This is a genomic window from Tenacibaculum sp. MEBiC06402 (assembly GCF_049239625.1).
In the GTDB taxonomy this organism is placed as follows: Bacteria; Bacteroidota; Bacteroidia; order Flavobacteriales; family Flavobacteriaceae; genus Polaribacter.
In genome coordinates this window covers 160,780-175,829 of the sequence record NZ_JBMKKT010000104.1, presented here as the reverse complement: position 1 = coordinate 175,829, position 15,050 = coordinate 160,780, and the positions used below count along the sequence as shown (strand labels likewise).

20 protein-coding genes are annotated in these 15,050 nt (G+C 30.6%); 10 read left to right on the top strand and 10 right to left on the bottom strand.

Translation table 11 applies throughout. The features are described 5' to 3' along the window. Positions 1 to 16 precede the first annotated feature (16 nt). Genes ACOSP6_RS15055 through ACOSP6_RS15030 form a run of 6 tightly spaced genes read left to right on the top strand, consistent with a single transcriptional unit; the run spans position 17 to position 3,400 of the window. Positions 17 to 1,366, top strand: coding sequence for a 2TM domain-containing protein (locus ACOSP6_RS15055; protein ID WP_422093896.1), 1,350 nt, complete (start codon positions 17 to 19; stop codon positions 1,364 to 1,366). 2 nt (positions 1,367 to 1,368) lie between these two features. Beyond that, the gene (locus tag ACOSP6_RS15050; RefSeq protein ID WP_422093897.1) at positions 1,369 to 1,665 is read left to right on the top strand and encodes a 2TM domain-containing protein; all 297 of its coding nucleotides are present in this window, start codon (positions 1,369 to 1,371) and stop codon (positions 1,663 to 1,665) included. Next, positions 1,655 to 1,936 carry a 2TM domain-containing protein gene (locus ACOSP6_RS15045; protein ID WP_422093898.1) on the top strand — a complete coding sequence of 94 codons (282 nt, stop codon included), beginning with the start codon at positions 1,655 to 1,657 and terminating at the stop codon, positions 1,934 to 1,936. Before ACOSP6_RS15050 ends, ACOSP6_RS15045 begins: the two co-directional genes overlap by 11 nt. Positions 1,937 to 1,938: 2 nt before the next feature. Continuing rightward, positions 1,939 to 2,280 carry a 2TM domain-containing protein gene (locus ACOSP6_RS15040; protein WP_422093899.1) on the top strand — a complete coding sequence of 114 codons (342 nt, stop codon included), beginning with the start codon at positions 1,939 to 1,941 and terminating at the stop codon, positions 2,278 to 2,280. 3 nt (positions 2,281 to 2,283) lie between these two features. Beyond that, positions 2,284 to 2,601 (top strand): 2TM domain-containing protein, encoded by a 318-nt coding sequence (locus tag ACOSP6_RS15035; RefSeq protein WP_422093900.1) that lies wholly within the window; start codon positions 2,284 to 2,286, stop codon positions 2,599 to 2,601. 43 nt (positions 2,602 to 2,644) lie between these two features. After that, entirely contained in the window at positions 2,645 to 3,400 is a 756-nt protein-coding gene (locus tag ACOSP6_RS15030) for a LytR/AlgR family response regulator transcription factor (protein WP_422093901.1), read from the top strand. Here the strand turns inward: ACOSP6_RS15030 and ACOSP6_RS15025 are convergent. Next, positions 3,397 to 4,566, bottom strand: a complete 1,170-nt coding sequence (locus ACOSP6_RS15025; protein ID WP_422093902.1) for an MFS transporter — start codon at positions 4,564 to 4,566, stop codon at positions 3,397 to 3,399. The genes ACOSP6_RS15030 and ACOSP6_RS15025 overlap by 4 nt on opposite strands. A 320-nt stretch (positions 4,567 to 4,886) precedes the next feature. Between ACOSP6_RS15025 and ACOSP6_RS15020 the strand changes: the two genes are divergently transcribed. Further along, positions 4,887 to 5,399, top strand: a complete 513-nt coding sequence (locus ACOSP6_RS15020) for a hypothetical protein (RefSeq protein WP_422093903.1) — start codon at positions 4,887 to 4,889, stop codon at positions 5,397 to 5,399. Between the two features lie 125 nt (positions 5,400 to 5,524). After that, positions 5,525 to 5,959: an IS200/IS605 family transposase gene (gene tnpA, locus ACOSP6_RS15015; RefSeq protein ID WP_422093904.1), complete on the top strand. Its 435-nt coding sequence runs from the start codon at positions 5,525 to 5,527 to the stop codon at positions 5,957 to 5,959. 143 nt (positions 5,960 to 6,102) lie between these two features. On the opposite strand, the gene ACOSP6_RS15010 is transcribed toward tnpA, so the two are convergent. From ACOSP6_RS15010 to ACOSP6_RS14980, 7 genes are all read right to left on the bottom strand, one after another. After that, positions 6,103 to 7,125 (bottom strand): endonuclease/exonuclease/phosphatase family protein, encoded by a 1,023-nt coding sequence (locus ACOSP6_RS15010; RefSeq protein WP_422093905.1) that lies wholly within the window; start codon positions 7,123 to 7,125, stop codon positions 6,103 to 6,105. Next, positions 7,125 to 7,982: a rhomboid family intramembrane serine protease gene (locus tag ACOSP6_RS15005; protein ID WP_422093906.1), complete on the bottom strand. Its 858-nt coding sequence runs from the start codon at positions 7,980 to 7,982 to the stop codon at positions 7,125 to 7,127. The genes ACOSP6_RS15010 and ACOSP6_RS15005 overlap by 1 nt, the downstream gene beginning before the upstream one ends. A gap of 5 nt (positions 7,983 to 7,987) precedes the next feature. Then, positions 7,988 to 8,695 (bottom strand): rhomboid family intramembrane serine protease, encoded by a 708-nt coding sequence (locus ACOSP6_RS15000; RefSeq protein WP_422093907.1) that lies wholly within the window; start codon positions 8,693 to 8,695, stop codon positions 7,988 to 7,990. Between the two features lie 3 nt (positions 8,696 to 8,698). Continuing rightward, entirely contained in the window at positions 8,699 to 10,561 is a 1,863-nt protein-coding gene (gene mutL / locus ACOSP6_RS14995; protein ID WP_422093908.1) for a DNA mismatch repair endonuclease MutL, read from the bottom strand. A 13-nt stretch (positions 10,562 to 10,574) separates the two neighbouring features. Further along, on the bottom strand, positions 10,575 to 10,871 hold the full coding sequence (locus ACOSP6_RS14990; protein WP_422093909.1) for a hypothetical protein: 297 nt from the start codon (positions 10,869 to 10,871) through the stop codon (positions 10,575 to 10,577). 173 nt (positions 10,872 to 11,044) lie between these two features. Then, positions 11,045 to 11,551 (bottom strand): 6,7-dimethyl-8-ribityllumazine synthase, encoded by a 507-nt coding sequence (gene ribH / locus ACOSP6_RS14985; RefSeq protein WP_422093910.1) that lies wholly within the window; start codon positions 11,549 to 11,551, stop codon positions 11,045 to 11,047. 87 nt (positions 11,552 to 11,638) lie between these two features. Further along, positions 11,639 to 12,424 (bottom strand): tetratricopeptide repeat protein, encoded by a 786-nt coding sequence (locus ACOSP6_RS14980; protein WP_422093911.1) that lies wholly within the window; start codon positions 12,422 to 12,424, stop codon positions 11,639 to 11,641. Positions 12,425 to 12,525: 101 nt separating this feature from the next. On the opposite strand from ACOSP6_RS14980, the gene recF reads away from it, so the two are divergent. Next, a complete protein-coding gene (gene recF / locus ACOSP6_RS14975; protein ID WP_422093912.1) occupies positions 12,526 to 13,623 on the top strand; it encodes a DNA replication/repair protein RecF in 1,098 nt (365 codons plus the stop codon). 2 nt (positions 13,624 to 13,625) lie between these two features. After that, on the top strand, positions 13,626 to 13,922 hold the full coding sequence (locus ACOSP6_RS14970) for a DUF721 domain-containing protein (RefSeq protein WP_422093913.1): 297 nt from the start codon (positions 13,626 to 13,628) through the stop codon (positions 13,920 to 13,922). Here ACOSP6_RS14970 and ACOSP6_RS14965 read toward each other — a convergent pair. Both ACOSP6_RS14965 and ACOSP6_RS14960 read right to left on the bottom strand, forming a co-directional pair. Continuing rightward, on the bottom strand, positions 13,919 to 14,335 hold the full coding sequence (locus tag ACOSP6_RS14965; protein ID WP_422093914.1) for a hypothetical protein: 417 nt from the start codon (positions 14,333 to 14,335) through the stop codon (positions 13,919 to 13,921). The genes ACOSP6_RS14970 and ACOSP6_RS14965 overlap by 4 nt on opposite strands. 92 nt (positions 14,336 to 14,427) lie before the next feature. Further along, the gene (locus tag ACOSP6_RS14960; protein WP_422093915.1) at positions 14,428 to 14,847 is read right to left on the bottom strand and encodes a nucleoside-diphosphate kinase; all 420 of its coding nucleotides are present in this window, start codon (positions 14,845 to 14,847) and stop codon (positions 14,428 to 14,430) included. Positions 14,848 to 15,050 lie beyond the last annotated feature (203 nt).

Here is a 15,050-nt window from a genome sequence, read left to right as displayed (position 1 = left end):
ATTTTAAAGCTGGAATATGAGTATAGCAAATTACTTTAGAAGTGAATTTAAAAAAGACCTAATTGTTTGTGTGAAAATGACTTTATTTTTTGGAGTTTTATTCACTCTAATTAACAGACAATTTAGTGTGAGAGGAGCAAGTGTAGTCTTTTTGTTTTCAGCTTTATACTCTTTTATTCTAGGATTAGGAAATGGAATTTTAAATGAATTTTTGAATGCAAAATGGGACTGGGTTAAACAAACGAATAGCAGGGTATGGGCTGGAATTATAGGAACTGTAATTTATACAACCTTAGCAGTTTTTGTTATTCACTACATACAATATGTTCTAGTATTTAATAATGATTTTAAAGTATTATTTACTGATAGATTACTTTTCGTTCATCTATTTGCGATTGTTCTTTCTTTAGGTGTTGCTGCGTTTTTTCATGCAAAAGGGTTTATGTCTGAATGGAAAAAGACGATGAGCCAAGAAACAACGCAACAACAAATTGTAGCAAAAACCGAAACGGCGAAGTTTGAAACTTTAAAAAGTCAAATTGATCCACATTTTTTATTCAATAGTTTGAATGTATTGACTTCCTTAATTGGTGAAAACCCAATTCAAGCAGAGAAGTTTACAACGAAACTATCAAAGGTTTATAGATATGTACTAGAACAGAGAAATAAGGAATTAATTCCAATTTCTGAAGAACTGAAGTTTGCAAAAACATACATGGAGTTATTACAAATGCGTTTTGAAGATGCGTTGGAGTTTCAGGTTCCAAGTTCAGTAAGTAATAGCGATTTGAAAATTGTTCCATTATCGTTACAATTATTACTTGAAAATGCAGTGAAACACAATGTTGTTTCGAGCTCAAAACCTCTAAAAATTTCAATATTTGAAGATCGAGGATATCTAAAGATTCAAAATAATATTAACACGAAAGAAGCTATCGGTAAAAAAAGCACGAAGGTAGGTTTACAGAATATTGCTGATAGGTATGGTTTAATCTCTGATGAAGAGGTGCATATTGAAAATAACAACAAAACATTTACAGTGAGTTTACCACTGTTATTAAAAACAAACAATACAATGAAAATTATAGATGACTTTGAAAATAGCAGATATATTAAGGCAGTAGAAAAGGTTGAAAAAATGAAAGAGTTTTATCAAAACTTAATTACGTACTTGATATTTATTCCAATATTTATATTCATCAACTTACGTTTTTCACCACAATTTCACTGGTTTTATTTTCCAATTATTGGATGGGGAATTGGAGTTTTATTCCACGGATTAGAAGCTTATAATTATAGCTTATTCTTAGGTAAAGATTGGGAGGAAAGAAAGATTAAAGAATTAATGAGAAAAGATAAATTCTAGTTATGAGAAGTGAAGAAGACGAGTTGAGATATATCAAGGCTCATAAAAAAGTAAAGAAGATCAAAGACTTTTATAGTCACCTACTAGTTTACATGATTATTATTCCAGTAATCATAGGAATTAATTTAAAATTCACACCTAATTATCACTGGTTTTGGTTTTCAATGATTGGATGGGGAGTAGGCTTAGCACTACATGCACTTCAAACTTTTGAAGGATATAAAATCTTTTTAGGAAAAGATTGGGAAGAGAGAAAAATTAAAGAATTAATGGAACAAGATTATAGAAATGGAAAGTAAATACATTGAAGAACAGAAATATTTAAAAGCAAAAAAGAAAGTAAAAGAGATTAAAGGATTTTATATTCACTTGGCAATTTTTCTTTTAAATACACCTGTAATTATTGCCGTAAATTTATTAACCTCTCCTGAGTTTCAATGGTTTTGGTTTTCTGTATTAGGATGGGGAGCAGCAGTAGGAATTCATGGAATTGTAACATTTAATGAAAATCTTTTTGGTAAAGATTGGGAAGAAAAGAAAATTCGTGAATTAATGAATAAAAACAATTAATTATGGAGCGAAATTATTTAGAAGAACAACGCTATTTGAAAGCGAAAAAAAGAGTAAAAGATATTAAAGGATTTTATGGTCATTTAGCTTCATATATTGGTGTAAATATCTTTTTAACAGCAATTATAGTTTTCGGAATGATGAATGATGGAAAGAGCTTTGTAGATTCAATAACACATTTTGGAGCTTATTCTACCTGGTTATTTTGGGGAATTGGGGTATTCTTTCACTGGTTAGGAGTTTTTGGGTTTGGAAATGTAGTTTCTAAAGATTGGGAAGAAAGAAAAATCAGAGAATTGATGGAAAAGGATAATAGAAGAGATAAAAAATTACTAAAGAAATAAGTTATGTTTACAGAAGATTATAAAGAAGAAACTCAGTACTTACTCGCAAAAAAACGAGTCGAAGATCTTAGGAAGTTTTATAAACACGTAACTGTTTATATGGCTATTAATTTGGTGATTTCAATTTTAAAGATTTCGAGAAACCTCTCAAACGGAGAAACCTTAGAGGAAGCATTATTTGATTTCAATACCTATGCAGTTTGGGTATTTTGGGGTATTGCAATCGTAATTCAAGCTTTTAAACTTTTTGGATTAAACTTTATTTTAGGAAAAGATTGGGAGGAAAGACAAATTGAAAAACACATAAATAAAAACAGATAAAATTTTATAGTTTTAACCAAAGCTTACTACAAAATAGATTATAATGAACGTACTTATCATTGAAGACGAGAAACCAGCAGCGAGAAGATTAAATAGAATGTTGAATCAACTTGATATTGAGGTGGATACCATGCTACATTCTGTAGAAGAAGCTTTAAATTGGTTTGAATCTAACGAACATCCAGATTTGATTTTCTTAGATATTCAATTATCAGATGGCTTGTCATTTGAGATTTTTGAGGAAATTCCAGTAAAGTCAGCGATTATTTTTACAACTGCTTATGATGAGTATGCTTTAAAAGCTTTTAAGCTTAACTCTATTGATTATTTATTAAAACCGATTGACGATGATGAGTTAAAAGTTGCTGTTGATAAGTATAAACAACAACAACCAACAGAGAGTAGTTTACAAGTTAATATCGATGAAATTCGTAAGCTTTTAATAAATCCGATTGATAGAAAGTATAAGAAACGTTTTACTATAAAAATCGGACAGCATATTAAAATTATACATACCGATAATATTGAGTGTTTGTATTCGGAAAATAAATCTACCTACATTCATACAAGTGAAAATCGAAATTACCTTATAGATCATTCCTTAGAGCATTGGCATGATCAACTGAATCCAGAGTTATTCTTCAGAGTAAACAGAACTTACATAGTTCATATTAATGCTATTAAGGATATTGTTGCTTACAGTAACTCAAGATTAAAGTTAGTGCTTCACTCTTATGATGAGCAAGAAATTATTGTGAGTAGAGAGCGAGTAAAGGACTTTAAAAATTGGATAGATTAATAAACTGTTTTCTTTTGTGATGATAATAGACCAAAAATAGGTCCTATTACTAAAAACATAAATACATATTGAGTATTTATAAAGTCGGATAAATAATTTATTGTTTGAATACTTACAATGGTTAAAGAAAAACCAATGCAATTTACAATAGTCAAAGCAGTTCCTTTAATTTGAACAGGAGCATTTTTAGCAACTAATGTTGAAAAAAGTGGAGAATCCATGATTACAGCAAATCCCCAAATTAGCAGTAAAAGAAATAACCAAGATTCATTAAATAAAAACAGCGTTGGAGAAATTAAACAACAAACTCCTGATACTATCAGAGAAATTTTAGCTGTTTGTTGTTCACCCAATTTCAAAGATAAATAGCCTCCTGCTACGCAGGCAAAACTTCCAATAGCAATAATAATGAAGGACCATAAAGATATGTCAAATGAAACTTCAGGATGTATGGTACTGTATGTTTTTAAAATTAAAGGGATAAATACCCAAAAAGTATAAAGCTCCCACATATGACCAAAATAACCAAATGCAGCAGCACGAAAAGGTTTGGTTTTAAAAACATCTACAACTGCACTTAATTTAAGTTTATCTGTACTCCTACGAAAAGGTCCGTCAGGAATTAAAATTAACATTGCACCACCGCCAAGAACTGCTAGAATAGAAGTGCCTGCAATAACAGATTCCCAAGGTAAAGAAGTTTTTAATGCTGTTAATAAATGAGGTAACGAAGTTCCCAGAACTAAAGCTCCTACTAAAAAACCTAAAGATTTACCTAATTGCTTATTGAAGTAATCAGAGGCAATTTTCATACCTACTGGATAAATTCCAGCTAGAAAAAAGCCTGTAAAAAATCGTAATACAAGCAAACTGAAAAAAGTATTTGAGCTGTAAACAATTCCCAAATTAAATAAAGCTCCTGTCAAGGCACAAAAAAAGAAAACCTTAGACGGAGAAAATCGATCTGCAATATTTAATAATGAAAAAAGTAATGTTCCCACTAAGAATCCTAGTTGAACAGAGGATGTTAAGTTGGCTAAAGAATCTTCGTTCAGGTTAAACGCATCAATCAAGTCATTTATAATACCATTACCTGCAAACCAGAGTGATGTACATAGAAATTGGGCAGTAACAATTACTGTTAAAACAAATGTCTTTTTTTTCAATGGATGTTTTTTAGGGAAAAACTTACAGCTTAAATATAATAAGCTTTTTGATAAAAAAGCATTAGTTCTAATAGTTTTTAACTCAAACAGTATAAATTGTAATGAAAATTTATTTAAAAGCGTAAAATTGAAAATGTTAACAATACAAAAAATAGAATTTGGATTATCTTAAAACGGGTAAGACTATTAAATCATATCTTATAATCTTTTTTCATAGGTCAAATGCACTTATGAAATAGATAAATAATTTTAATATACTGAAAGCATAATATATAGCTAATATTTTGTATCTTAAAAGTGTAATTTAAAAAGAGAAAGTTATGAAGTTATTATTATCATGTGTTTTTGCAATTAGTATGTTTGTTTCACCGTCTAATGAGAGTGAATGTAAAATAGTTAAAAATGTCTCTACTAAATCTGCAGCTTTCAAGAGAGGAAGTATAGCAAATACTAAAATATCGTATCATATCGCATCTGTTAACAGAGGTCGATATGCAAAGATTGAATTTATCAACGATTATGATTACCCGGTGTTATTAGAAGGAATAGTCGATGGTGTTTTAATTGAAGGTAAGAAAGATTACAAAATTCGAATTAAGCCGAATAGTAGAAAATCTTTTCTTATCAGATATATTGAAATGCAACGATTTCCAGCAACATGCAGTAGTTGGGTTTTAGATTCAAATTGCATAGATTCAAAAAGAGAGGTTTTGTTAAATTATAACAGATATGATACAAGTTTGATTCATGTATTTAATCATAAGCTCGAAATTATAGAAGATAAGAATAAGAAACAATTAGAAGGAAAAGTAGGAAGAACAATTCTGAGATAAAAACAAAAAAGACCATTTTTAAATGGTCTTTTTTTATACTAGTTATTGGTCACAATTTTGGGTCTAAAACCCTGCAATTTTATTGCAGCACTTTCAGTTATATGAAAAATTAATACCTTTCAGATATGGAAAGATCACTACGCAAAGGCTCTCATACAGTAAGTAGGTTAACCTGTCATATAGTTTGGGTTACAAAATATCGTTATCAGATATTGAAAGGCGATATACAATTTCGTTGTCGAGAACTTCTAATACAAATTTGCGATGCAGAGAACGTATCGATTTTAAAAGGAGTAGTTAGTTCAGATCATATCCATATGCATATAGAATATGCTTCTAAACAAAGTATTAGCTATTTAGTAAAGCAACTAAAGGGTAGAAGTTCTCGTAAGCTTCAACAAGAATTTAGAAAGTTAAGTGATCTTTACTGGGGAAAACATTTTTGGGGCGTTGGCTATGGTGTTTGGAGTACAGGTAATATCACAGATGAAATGGTTAATGAGTATTTAGAACATCATAGGAAACCGAACTCGGATAATTCTAATTTTATATTAGAATGAAAAAGGGGACTTTTAGTCCCCAGTATAATAAACCTCTGTACTTTCAGTACAGAGTGATTTAGTTGTTATAGAGTATTTTTTAAAACGTTTTTTACTTTGTTTGATTCAGATTAGTTTCCTTTATTGATGAATAAGGAGAAATGTCATTCAAAATTTATTCTTGACATTATAGGAAAGTGATCTGATAATTTTTCCGAGTAGGTTTTGAAATTATGAATTTTAGTGTTTTCATCTGTTAAGATAAAATCAATTCGAATAGGGAAGAAGTAATTAAATGTTTTACCTAGTCCTCCTCCTGCAACTTCAAACGCATCTTTTTTGTTTTTGGCTATTTGCCGATAAACCCAAGAATAAGAGGTGTTATTAAAATCTCCACAAATCACTTTTTTTCCTTTCCATTTTTTTTCGTGTGCTAAAAAGGTTTCTACTTGCGAAGCCTGTTTTATAAATCCCGTTTTTAATCGATCAATTAATTTTTCGGAATTGACCTCTCCAAAATTTTCTTTTTGAGGATTCAGTTTTAAAGATTGAAGATGAAGATTGTAAATCCGTACAGTATCTTTATTCTTAATAATATCTACAAAAATTGCATTATTAGCACTGTTTTTAAAGTCTAAAGATCCTTTGTTTATAATTTTATATTTGGAAAAAATAGCGAGTCCAAAATTATTTTTTTTTGATTTAGGTACAACGTATTTATATGGATGCTTAAACGTAACTTTTTCAGTATTGCAGTATTCCTGTAAGGCAATGATATCAGGTTCTTTTTCATTGATAAAAGTCATTATTTTTCTATCAACACCATCTTCTTTAATCCATTCGTAGACGTTGAACATACGAACGTTGTAACTCATAATTTTAACATCTGAGTTTAACGCAATTTTTTTCTTTGAAAATTTAATAAAAGGAGGGAAGAATAACCAGCCAAAAAGCAGAACGACTCCTGATAAAATAAAATGCTTTTTTAGCTTTATGATCCAATAAATTAAGAAAGCGAAATTTAAAACAATTAAGAAAGGGACAGCTAAACTAGCAACAGAAAATACAGGAACTGTTTTTGGTGAAACAAAAGCCAAAAAATAGGATAGTAATAAAACAGTTGCAACAATAGAATTTATAAAATATAGCAACTTTTGAAAAAGGTTAAACTGTTTTTTCGTAGCCATTATTTTGGGTTTCCTTGCTTAAATAAGAACTCTTTTTCTTCTTTAGTTAATGCATCGTAACCTGATTTTCCGATCTTGTCTAATATCTCATCTATCTTTTTTTGATTATCAGATTTACGCAAAGTGTCATTTCTTCTGGTGGAAGGATTATTCGATTTGTATACTGTTTTTAGATTTTTTTTATCTCTTTTAAACCAATTCTTTATTGTTGAGAATAGTTCAATTTCTTTGTTACTAGCCTGGTTCACATATAAAAAACCAAATAGAGCTCCACCTAAGTGAGCGAAATGCCCGCCTCCATTACCTCCGGATAAACTGATTAGATCCATTATTATAAAAAAAGCAGCTAAATGCCATACTTTTATATAAATGTTGATTAACGGTATTCGTAATTCGTAATTAGGAATATATGTAGCTGTTCCAATTATAATGGCACTAACGCCCGCAGACGCCCCAACTAAAATATGACTTCCACTTCTAAATGCGGGAAAGTAATTCATTGCAAGTAAGAAGAATATTCCTCCAAAGATTGTTCCTAATAAATAGAAATTTAACAATTGTTTTTGTGTGAAATATTCAGAAAATAATCGACCAAAAATATATAACCAGATGCAGTTTGAAAGTATGTGTAAAAAACCTGCATGCAAAAACCCATAAGAAACTATGGACCATGGTTTTGTTATATAATCGTCAAGAGAAGAAGACAAAGCAAACCATTGATCTATAAAACTTAATTGCGTTTTATACAATCCAGTAAATGAGGAAACCAATAGTTCCAGTATGAAAACCGCAACGTTCACGTAAATGATTTTCTCTAACATTGAGGCTCTTAAAAAATGTTGCTTTAAGTTCTCCATAGGGTTTAATTTATTCTGAATTGATTCTTTTTCCAGTACCAGGCAATAATAAAACCTATAATGGCACCGCCAATATGTGCAAAATGAGCAATATTTCCTATAGAATATTTAGTTACACCAAAGAATAAATCTCCTAATATCATAAAAGGAATAAAATATTTCGCAGCTATAGGAACAGGGAAGAAAATCAGGGCTAATTTTGCATTAGGAAAAGCGAATCCAAAGGCGACCAAAATACCATAAACAGCACCAGAAGCTCCTACAGCGGGCGTGTGGTAGAGTTGATTTAGAGTTTGTAAATGTTCATTTTTATAAACCACGGTTGGATCTAATAATTCAAAAATTTCACTTTTGGAAACTCCTGTATTTAATAAAATTTCCATTGCCGCGTTAAATTGATAATAGTTAACTAAACTGTATATTATTCCAGCCCCAATTCCCGCGGAAAAATAAAAAAACAAGAATTTATTTTTTCCCCACATTTGTTCTAATGGAGTTCCGAAAGCCCATAAACCATACATGTTAAATAGAATATGAAATTCACTTCCATGCATGAACATATGTGATATGTATTGCCAAAATCCAAAGTATTCGTTCTTTGGAAAATACAACGCTAATAGTCTTGTCAAGTCCATTCCCATTAATCTGGGAGCGAAAAACAAGATTACATTGACGATGATTAGGTGTTTTATAGCTGTAGTTAGTCTATTCATTTTTTACTTACTAAAAATAGTATCAATTTCTTGTAAAGTTAAGGTTTTAAATGTTGGTTTTCCTAGAGGAGAGACACTTGGTTCTTTACATGAAAATAAATTATTTACTAATGTTTCTTGTTCTTTTCCTGATAAAATTGTTCCAGTTTTAATAGCTAATGATTTGGCAAACGATTTTGCCATTACGTCAAAATGACTAAAACTAGCATCTGGAACTTCCAATTTTATATCGTCTAACAACTGTTCTAATATTAGTGTGATTTGACTTTCAGAAATAGAAGTAGGAATACCTCCAATAACAACTGTATCTTTCGTAATTTCATTAAACACAAAACCGGCACTTTCTAAATCAGCTTTCATTCCTTTTATCATTTCAATATCTGTTTGAGAAAACGAAATATTAATCGGAAATAATAATTGTTGGCTATTGGCTTCTTTTACCGTGATGTGCTCCAAATATTCTTCATATAAAACACGCTGATGCGCTGAGGTTTGATGAATTAATACAACTCCTGATTTTATTGAACTTAAGATATATTTTTTCTGAATTTGAAATGTTTTTCCTGTTTCAGTTTCTTTTTCAGATTCAAATAATTCTTCTTGTGAACTCGATGATTGTTGTGGTTCGATTTCTAAATTTGCGTACAACGATTCCCAACTACCAGCATCTTTCTTAAAGTTACTTTGATAAGTTGTTCTGCTTGAACTGTATGAAGAATTTTCTTTCTTAACAGGTTTACTGTCAAGAGCATCATTTTTAAAAGGATTAAACGTTGGGTCCACAATAATTTTTGGAGTAGAAACCCGTTGTTTATCCTTAAACTCATAAGGTGTATCTAAAGTTGCGTCTCTATTAAAATCTAAAATAGGAGCTACGTTATACTGACCTAAACTATGTTTTACAGTAGCACGAATAATCGCGTATAAAGCTTTTTCATTATCGAACTTAACTTCAGTTTTTGTAGGATGAATGTTAATATCGATGGTGTTTGGAGGTACTTGAAAATAAATAAAATATGTCGGATGTGCTCCTTGGTCTAATAATCCTTCAAATGCACTATTTACAGCATGATTTAGATATGAACTTTTTATAAATCGATCATTTACGAAGAAAAATTGTTCTCCTCTTTTCTTTTTGGCGAACTCAGGTTTTGCTACGAATCCTTGTATTGAAATAATATCAGTTTCTTCATTAACAGGAACTAATTTTTCATTCGTTTTAGATCCAAAAATAGAAACAATTCGCTTTCTTAAATTGCTGCTTTTAAGATTATAAACTTCATTGTTGTTATGATGAAGTACAAAAGAAATCGCAGGATGTGCTAATGCTACACGTTGAAATTCATCGATAATATGACGAGTTTCAACAGTGTCAGATTTTAAGAAATTTCTTCTGGCAGGAATGTTATAAAACAAATTTTTCACAGCTAAACTCGTTCCTTGTGGAGTAGAAGTAACTTCTTGAGATATAACTTTACTACCTTCAATTTTAATACAAGTACCTAATTCTTCATCAGCTTGTCTTGTTTTTAACTCTACATGAGCGATTGCTGCGATTGACGCTAACGCCTCACCTCTAAAACCTTTTGTGTTTAGGTTAAATAAGTCTTCTGCATTTTTAATTTTAGAGGTAGCATGGCGCTCAAAACACAAACGAGCATCCGTAGTACTCATTCCTTTTCCATTGTCAATTACCTGAACTAAGGTTTTTCCTGCGTCTTTTAATAGTAAAGTAATGTTATCAGCTCCAGCATCAATAGCATTTTCTAAAAGTTCCTTTACCACTGATGCAGGGCGTTGAACAACTTCACCTGCTGCAATTTGATTGGCAACATGGTCAGGAAGTAATTGAATTATATCTGACATTAAATTTTTTCTATTATGCTCTAAGGATATAGGCTGCGATACCAAAAAGAATAGCTACAATAATGGCAATTCGAAGTGTTGAATTATAATCGCCTGTAGTTTTTGTTTTCTTCCATGTATTCCTTAGTTGTCCTTTTTTTATGGTTACGTAATCGTTGTTGTCTTCAGAAACGTTTTCAGTTGTAGTATCTGAGTTTTCATATTTTTTCTTGATCTTTTCTAAACGCTCCTTGCGCTCATCGTAATAACGAGGTTTATAATCAAACGTGTAATAAGATCTTCCCTTTAAAACTTTACTCCATCCAAACATAGTATTAAATATTTAAGTTAGGTTAATCATAGCTCAAAAACCACACCAAAAAACGGTTATCCAAAATTACGGAATAAATGACAAGCTATCAAGTAACTTTACTAAATTAAAAAAGCCAAGAGGGTTACTTCTTGACTTCTTTAAACGTATATTTACTATTCTAAGAATAAAAATTAGAAACCAACACTGTTGGTATTTCTTCCTATATTTTTGATGGCAGCCATTTTAACTGCTGCAACTGCGCATTCTACACCTTTGTTTCCGAGTTTTCCTCCAGAACGATCAATGGATTGTTGTCGTGTATTATCTGTTAAAACGCAAAAAACAACAGGTACATCATATTGAAGATTTAAATCTTTTATACCTTGAGTTACGCCATCACAAACAAAATCAAAATGTTTGGTTTCTCCTTGAATTACATTACCTACTGCAATAATTGCATCTAACTTTTCAGTTTCAATCATTTTCTTGCATCCGTAGATTAGTTCAAAGCTCCCAGGCACGTCCCATGAGACAATGTTTTCTTTTTTTGCGCCACAATCAATCAAAGTCTCTAAAGCACCTTGATGAAGGTTTTTTGTGATTTCAGGATTCCATTCAGAAACAACAATCCCAAATCGAAAATCCTTCGCATTTGGGATTGTGTTTTTATCGTAATATGATAAATTCGTTGTTGCCATTTTAAGCAGTAATTGCGAATGTAGTGAAGCAAACTTTTTGCGGATTACTTCATCATTCTTCCTCGTAATGACGAGAATTAAAGTTAATTATTGTGCGTATTTAGCGCTATTGATATACTTATCAATATTTCTACCTACTTGCGTAGTAGCATATTTTTCTTTGATAGTTCTAAATAAGCTTTCAGCTTTACTGTATTTTTTCAACTGCATTGCAGTTTGTCCAGCTTTGAATAAAAACATAGGAGCAGTAAACTCATTTTCTTTTTTATTTCCAGCTTTTTCGTAATATTCTAATGCTTCCTCTGGTTGGTTGATGTCAGCAAACGCATCTCCAATAGCTCCTAAAGCAGTTGGCCCTAATAACTCGTCATTAGAATCAAATTGCTCTAAATATTCGATTGCTTCAGTATATTTCTTCATTTTTAAATAAGAAATACCTGCGTAGTAATTTGCTAAATTTCCTGCTTTTGTGCTTCCGTATGTTTTTGCAATATCTAAGAAACCATATTTTCCATCACCACCTTCTAAACCAAGTGTATATAAGCTATCAGCTTCTACTCCTGCAGCAGTTTCAGCTTGGTCGAAAAATGATCTTGGATAAGCTAATTCATTAGAAGCATCTAATTCAGTTGGTTCAGAGATAAACTTTGTGTAACCTAAATACAATAGTATTAAGGCAGCCACACCAACTAAACCGTAAAATAGAGGTTTACTATTTTTCTCAATCCATTCTTCAGATTTGTTAGCAGCCTGATCTAATCCTTCAAAGGCTTTAGCTACATCACTTTGTGACTCGTCAAATGTTTCTTCAATAGTATTATCTACAACCTTTTCTTTCTTAGGTTTATATCCTCTCTTTTTGTATGTTGCCATAATTCTTATAAAATTAGTGGCGCAAAAATAGTTTTTTTAATTGGATTTTAAAAGCCGATTTTTCGTTATTTTGCACTTCCTGTCTAGAAACAACATTGCACGTGTATTTACAGAAAATATCCTTAGTGAATTTTAAAAATATTGAAAGCCAAACATTTAGTTTTGAAAAGAAGATTAATTGCTTTGTTGGAAACAATGGTGTGGGTAAAACTAACGTATTAGATGCAATCTATTATTTATCTTTTGCGAAGAGTTATTTTAATCCGATTGCTGGACAAAACATTAAACATCATCAAGATTTTTTTGTTGTAGAAGGTGATTATTTAGTGAATGATAGACAAGAAAAAATTATTTGCTCTTTAAAAAGAGGACAAAAAAAAGTGCTGAAAAGAAATGGGAAAGTGTACGATCGATTTTCGGATCATATTGGTCAATTCCCTTTGGTTATAATTTCACCGGCAGATAGGGATTTAATTATTGAAGGAAGTGAAACTCGTAGAAAATTTATTGATGGAGTAATTTCTCAACAAGATAAGTTGTATTTAAAAACCTTAATTTCTTATAATAAGGTGTTGAGTCAACGTAATGCTCTGTTAAAGTTTTTTGCTGCTAATCGAACTTTTGATGAATTAAATTTGAATGTTTACAACGAGCAGTTAATTCAGTATGGAACGGAAATTTACAATAAGCGCAAAGCTTTTTTAAAAGAATTTGTTCCTATCTTTAATGAGAAATATCAAATTATTTCAAATGAAAAAGAGGAGGTTGCGTTACACTATAAGAGTCAATTAAATGATGTTTCTTTTGATCAGTTATTGAAGAATAATTTGGAAAAAGATAAAGTATTACAATATACATCTGTAGGTGTGCATAAAGATGATTTAAACTTTGAGATTGGTTCGTACCCAGTTAAAAAATTTGGATCACAAGGTCAGCAGAAATCATATTTAATAGCATTAAAGCTTGCTCAGTTTGAATTCATTAAAGAGCAATCGAACATTGTACCTATATTATTGTTGGATGATATTTTTGATAAGTTAGATGAAAACAGAGTTGCGCAGATTGTGGATTTGGTAAATAAAGACGAATTCGGACAAATATTTATTACAGATACTCATTTCGAAAGAACAGAATCTGTTGTAAAGCAAAGTAATAAACCTTATGAGATTTTTAATTTAAGTAAACAAATTAATCAGTAATTATGGGAAAGAGAGAGAATGATAGTTTTTCGATTAAGGATTTAATGGGAGCTTTTATTAAAGAAAATAAACTAGAAAAGGGCTTCAGAAAAATACATATCGAAGAAGCTTGGGTTAAATTGATGGGGCCCGGAGTTGCATCATATACTAGTGAAGTTAAATTACAGAACGGAACGCTTATTATTCGTTTGAATTCTTCTGTTTTAAGAGAAGAATTGAGTTATGGTAAAGAAAAGATCATCACTATGATTAACGAAGAGATGGGAGATGATGTTGTGAAAAAAATTATGTTAGTTTAATTTTTGTAAAAATCATCATTGGTGTAAATTTTTCCATTTGAATCTTTAATATCCGCATTCAACCTTTTAGAAATTAAAAACATTTTAAATAAAATATCTTTTGAAGGTTTTTTTACTGATATAACACCATTGCTAAATTTTAATTGAACTTTTTTCTCATCTTTATAGTTTAAAAATATCAACGAATTATCAGTTGAATTCTTACTTAAGGTATTTGAAGCTTTCATCTTAAAATTAACTGAAGCATCCATTTCTATATATTCGAACCACTCTTTTAGAGAGATTGGAGTTTGGTTTTTAGCTCTACTAATTGAAACTGAAAAATCTTGAACATTATCACTATTATTATCTTGAGCGATAACTGAGTTTGTAAAAAAGATGTTTAAAACAGTAAGAATTAATAGATGTCTCATGTGGTTGTGTAAATAAATATGAAAGCGAATTTAAATAAAAAACTCGTTACAAAAGCAACGAGTTTCTTTAATATTATTCTGTGAGAAAATTATTAAAACATTTCTCTGCCAGCGAAGTGAAAGTTTCCTTCAATTTCTGCATTTTCATCAGAATCAGAACCATGAACTGCATTCTCTCCGATTGAAGTTGCATAAAGTTTTCTAATTGTTCCTTCTGCAGCCTCAGCTGGGTTGGTAGCACCAATTAAAGTTCTAAAATCCTCAACTGCATTTTCCTTTTCTAAGATAGCTGCAACAATAGGACCGCGAGTCATAAACTCAACTAATTCTCCAAAAAACGGACGCTCACTGTGAATTGCATAAAATGTTTCTGCATCACGCTTCGTCATGTGTGTTTTTTTCATTGCTACAATTCTAAAACCAGCAGCATTAATTTTTTCTAAAATAGCACCAGTATGTCCATTCTCTACAGCATCTGGTTTAATCATTGTAAAAGTTCTATTTGTTGCCATTTGTATTTTAATCTTATTATAATTTCGCGCAAAAATACATTTTTTAATGTTACTAACAAGTTAAGTATTAATTTGGGTTCATACTTATCTTTAAAAATAGTTCGAATGGATATTTAATAATGTTGTTGTCAAGTGTTCAAATAGAGATTGTTAGAGTGGTTTTTTTGTGGGTATTTCATGGAATTAACATTTTCGATAATATT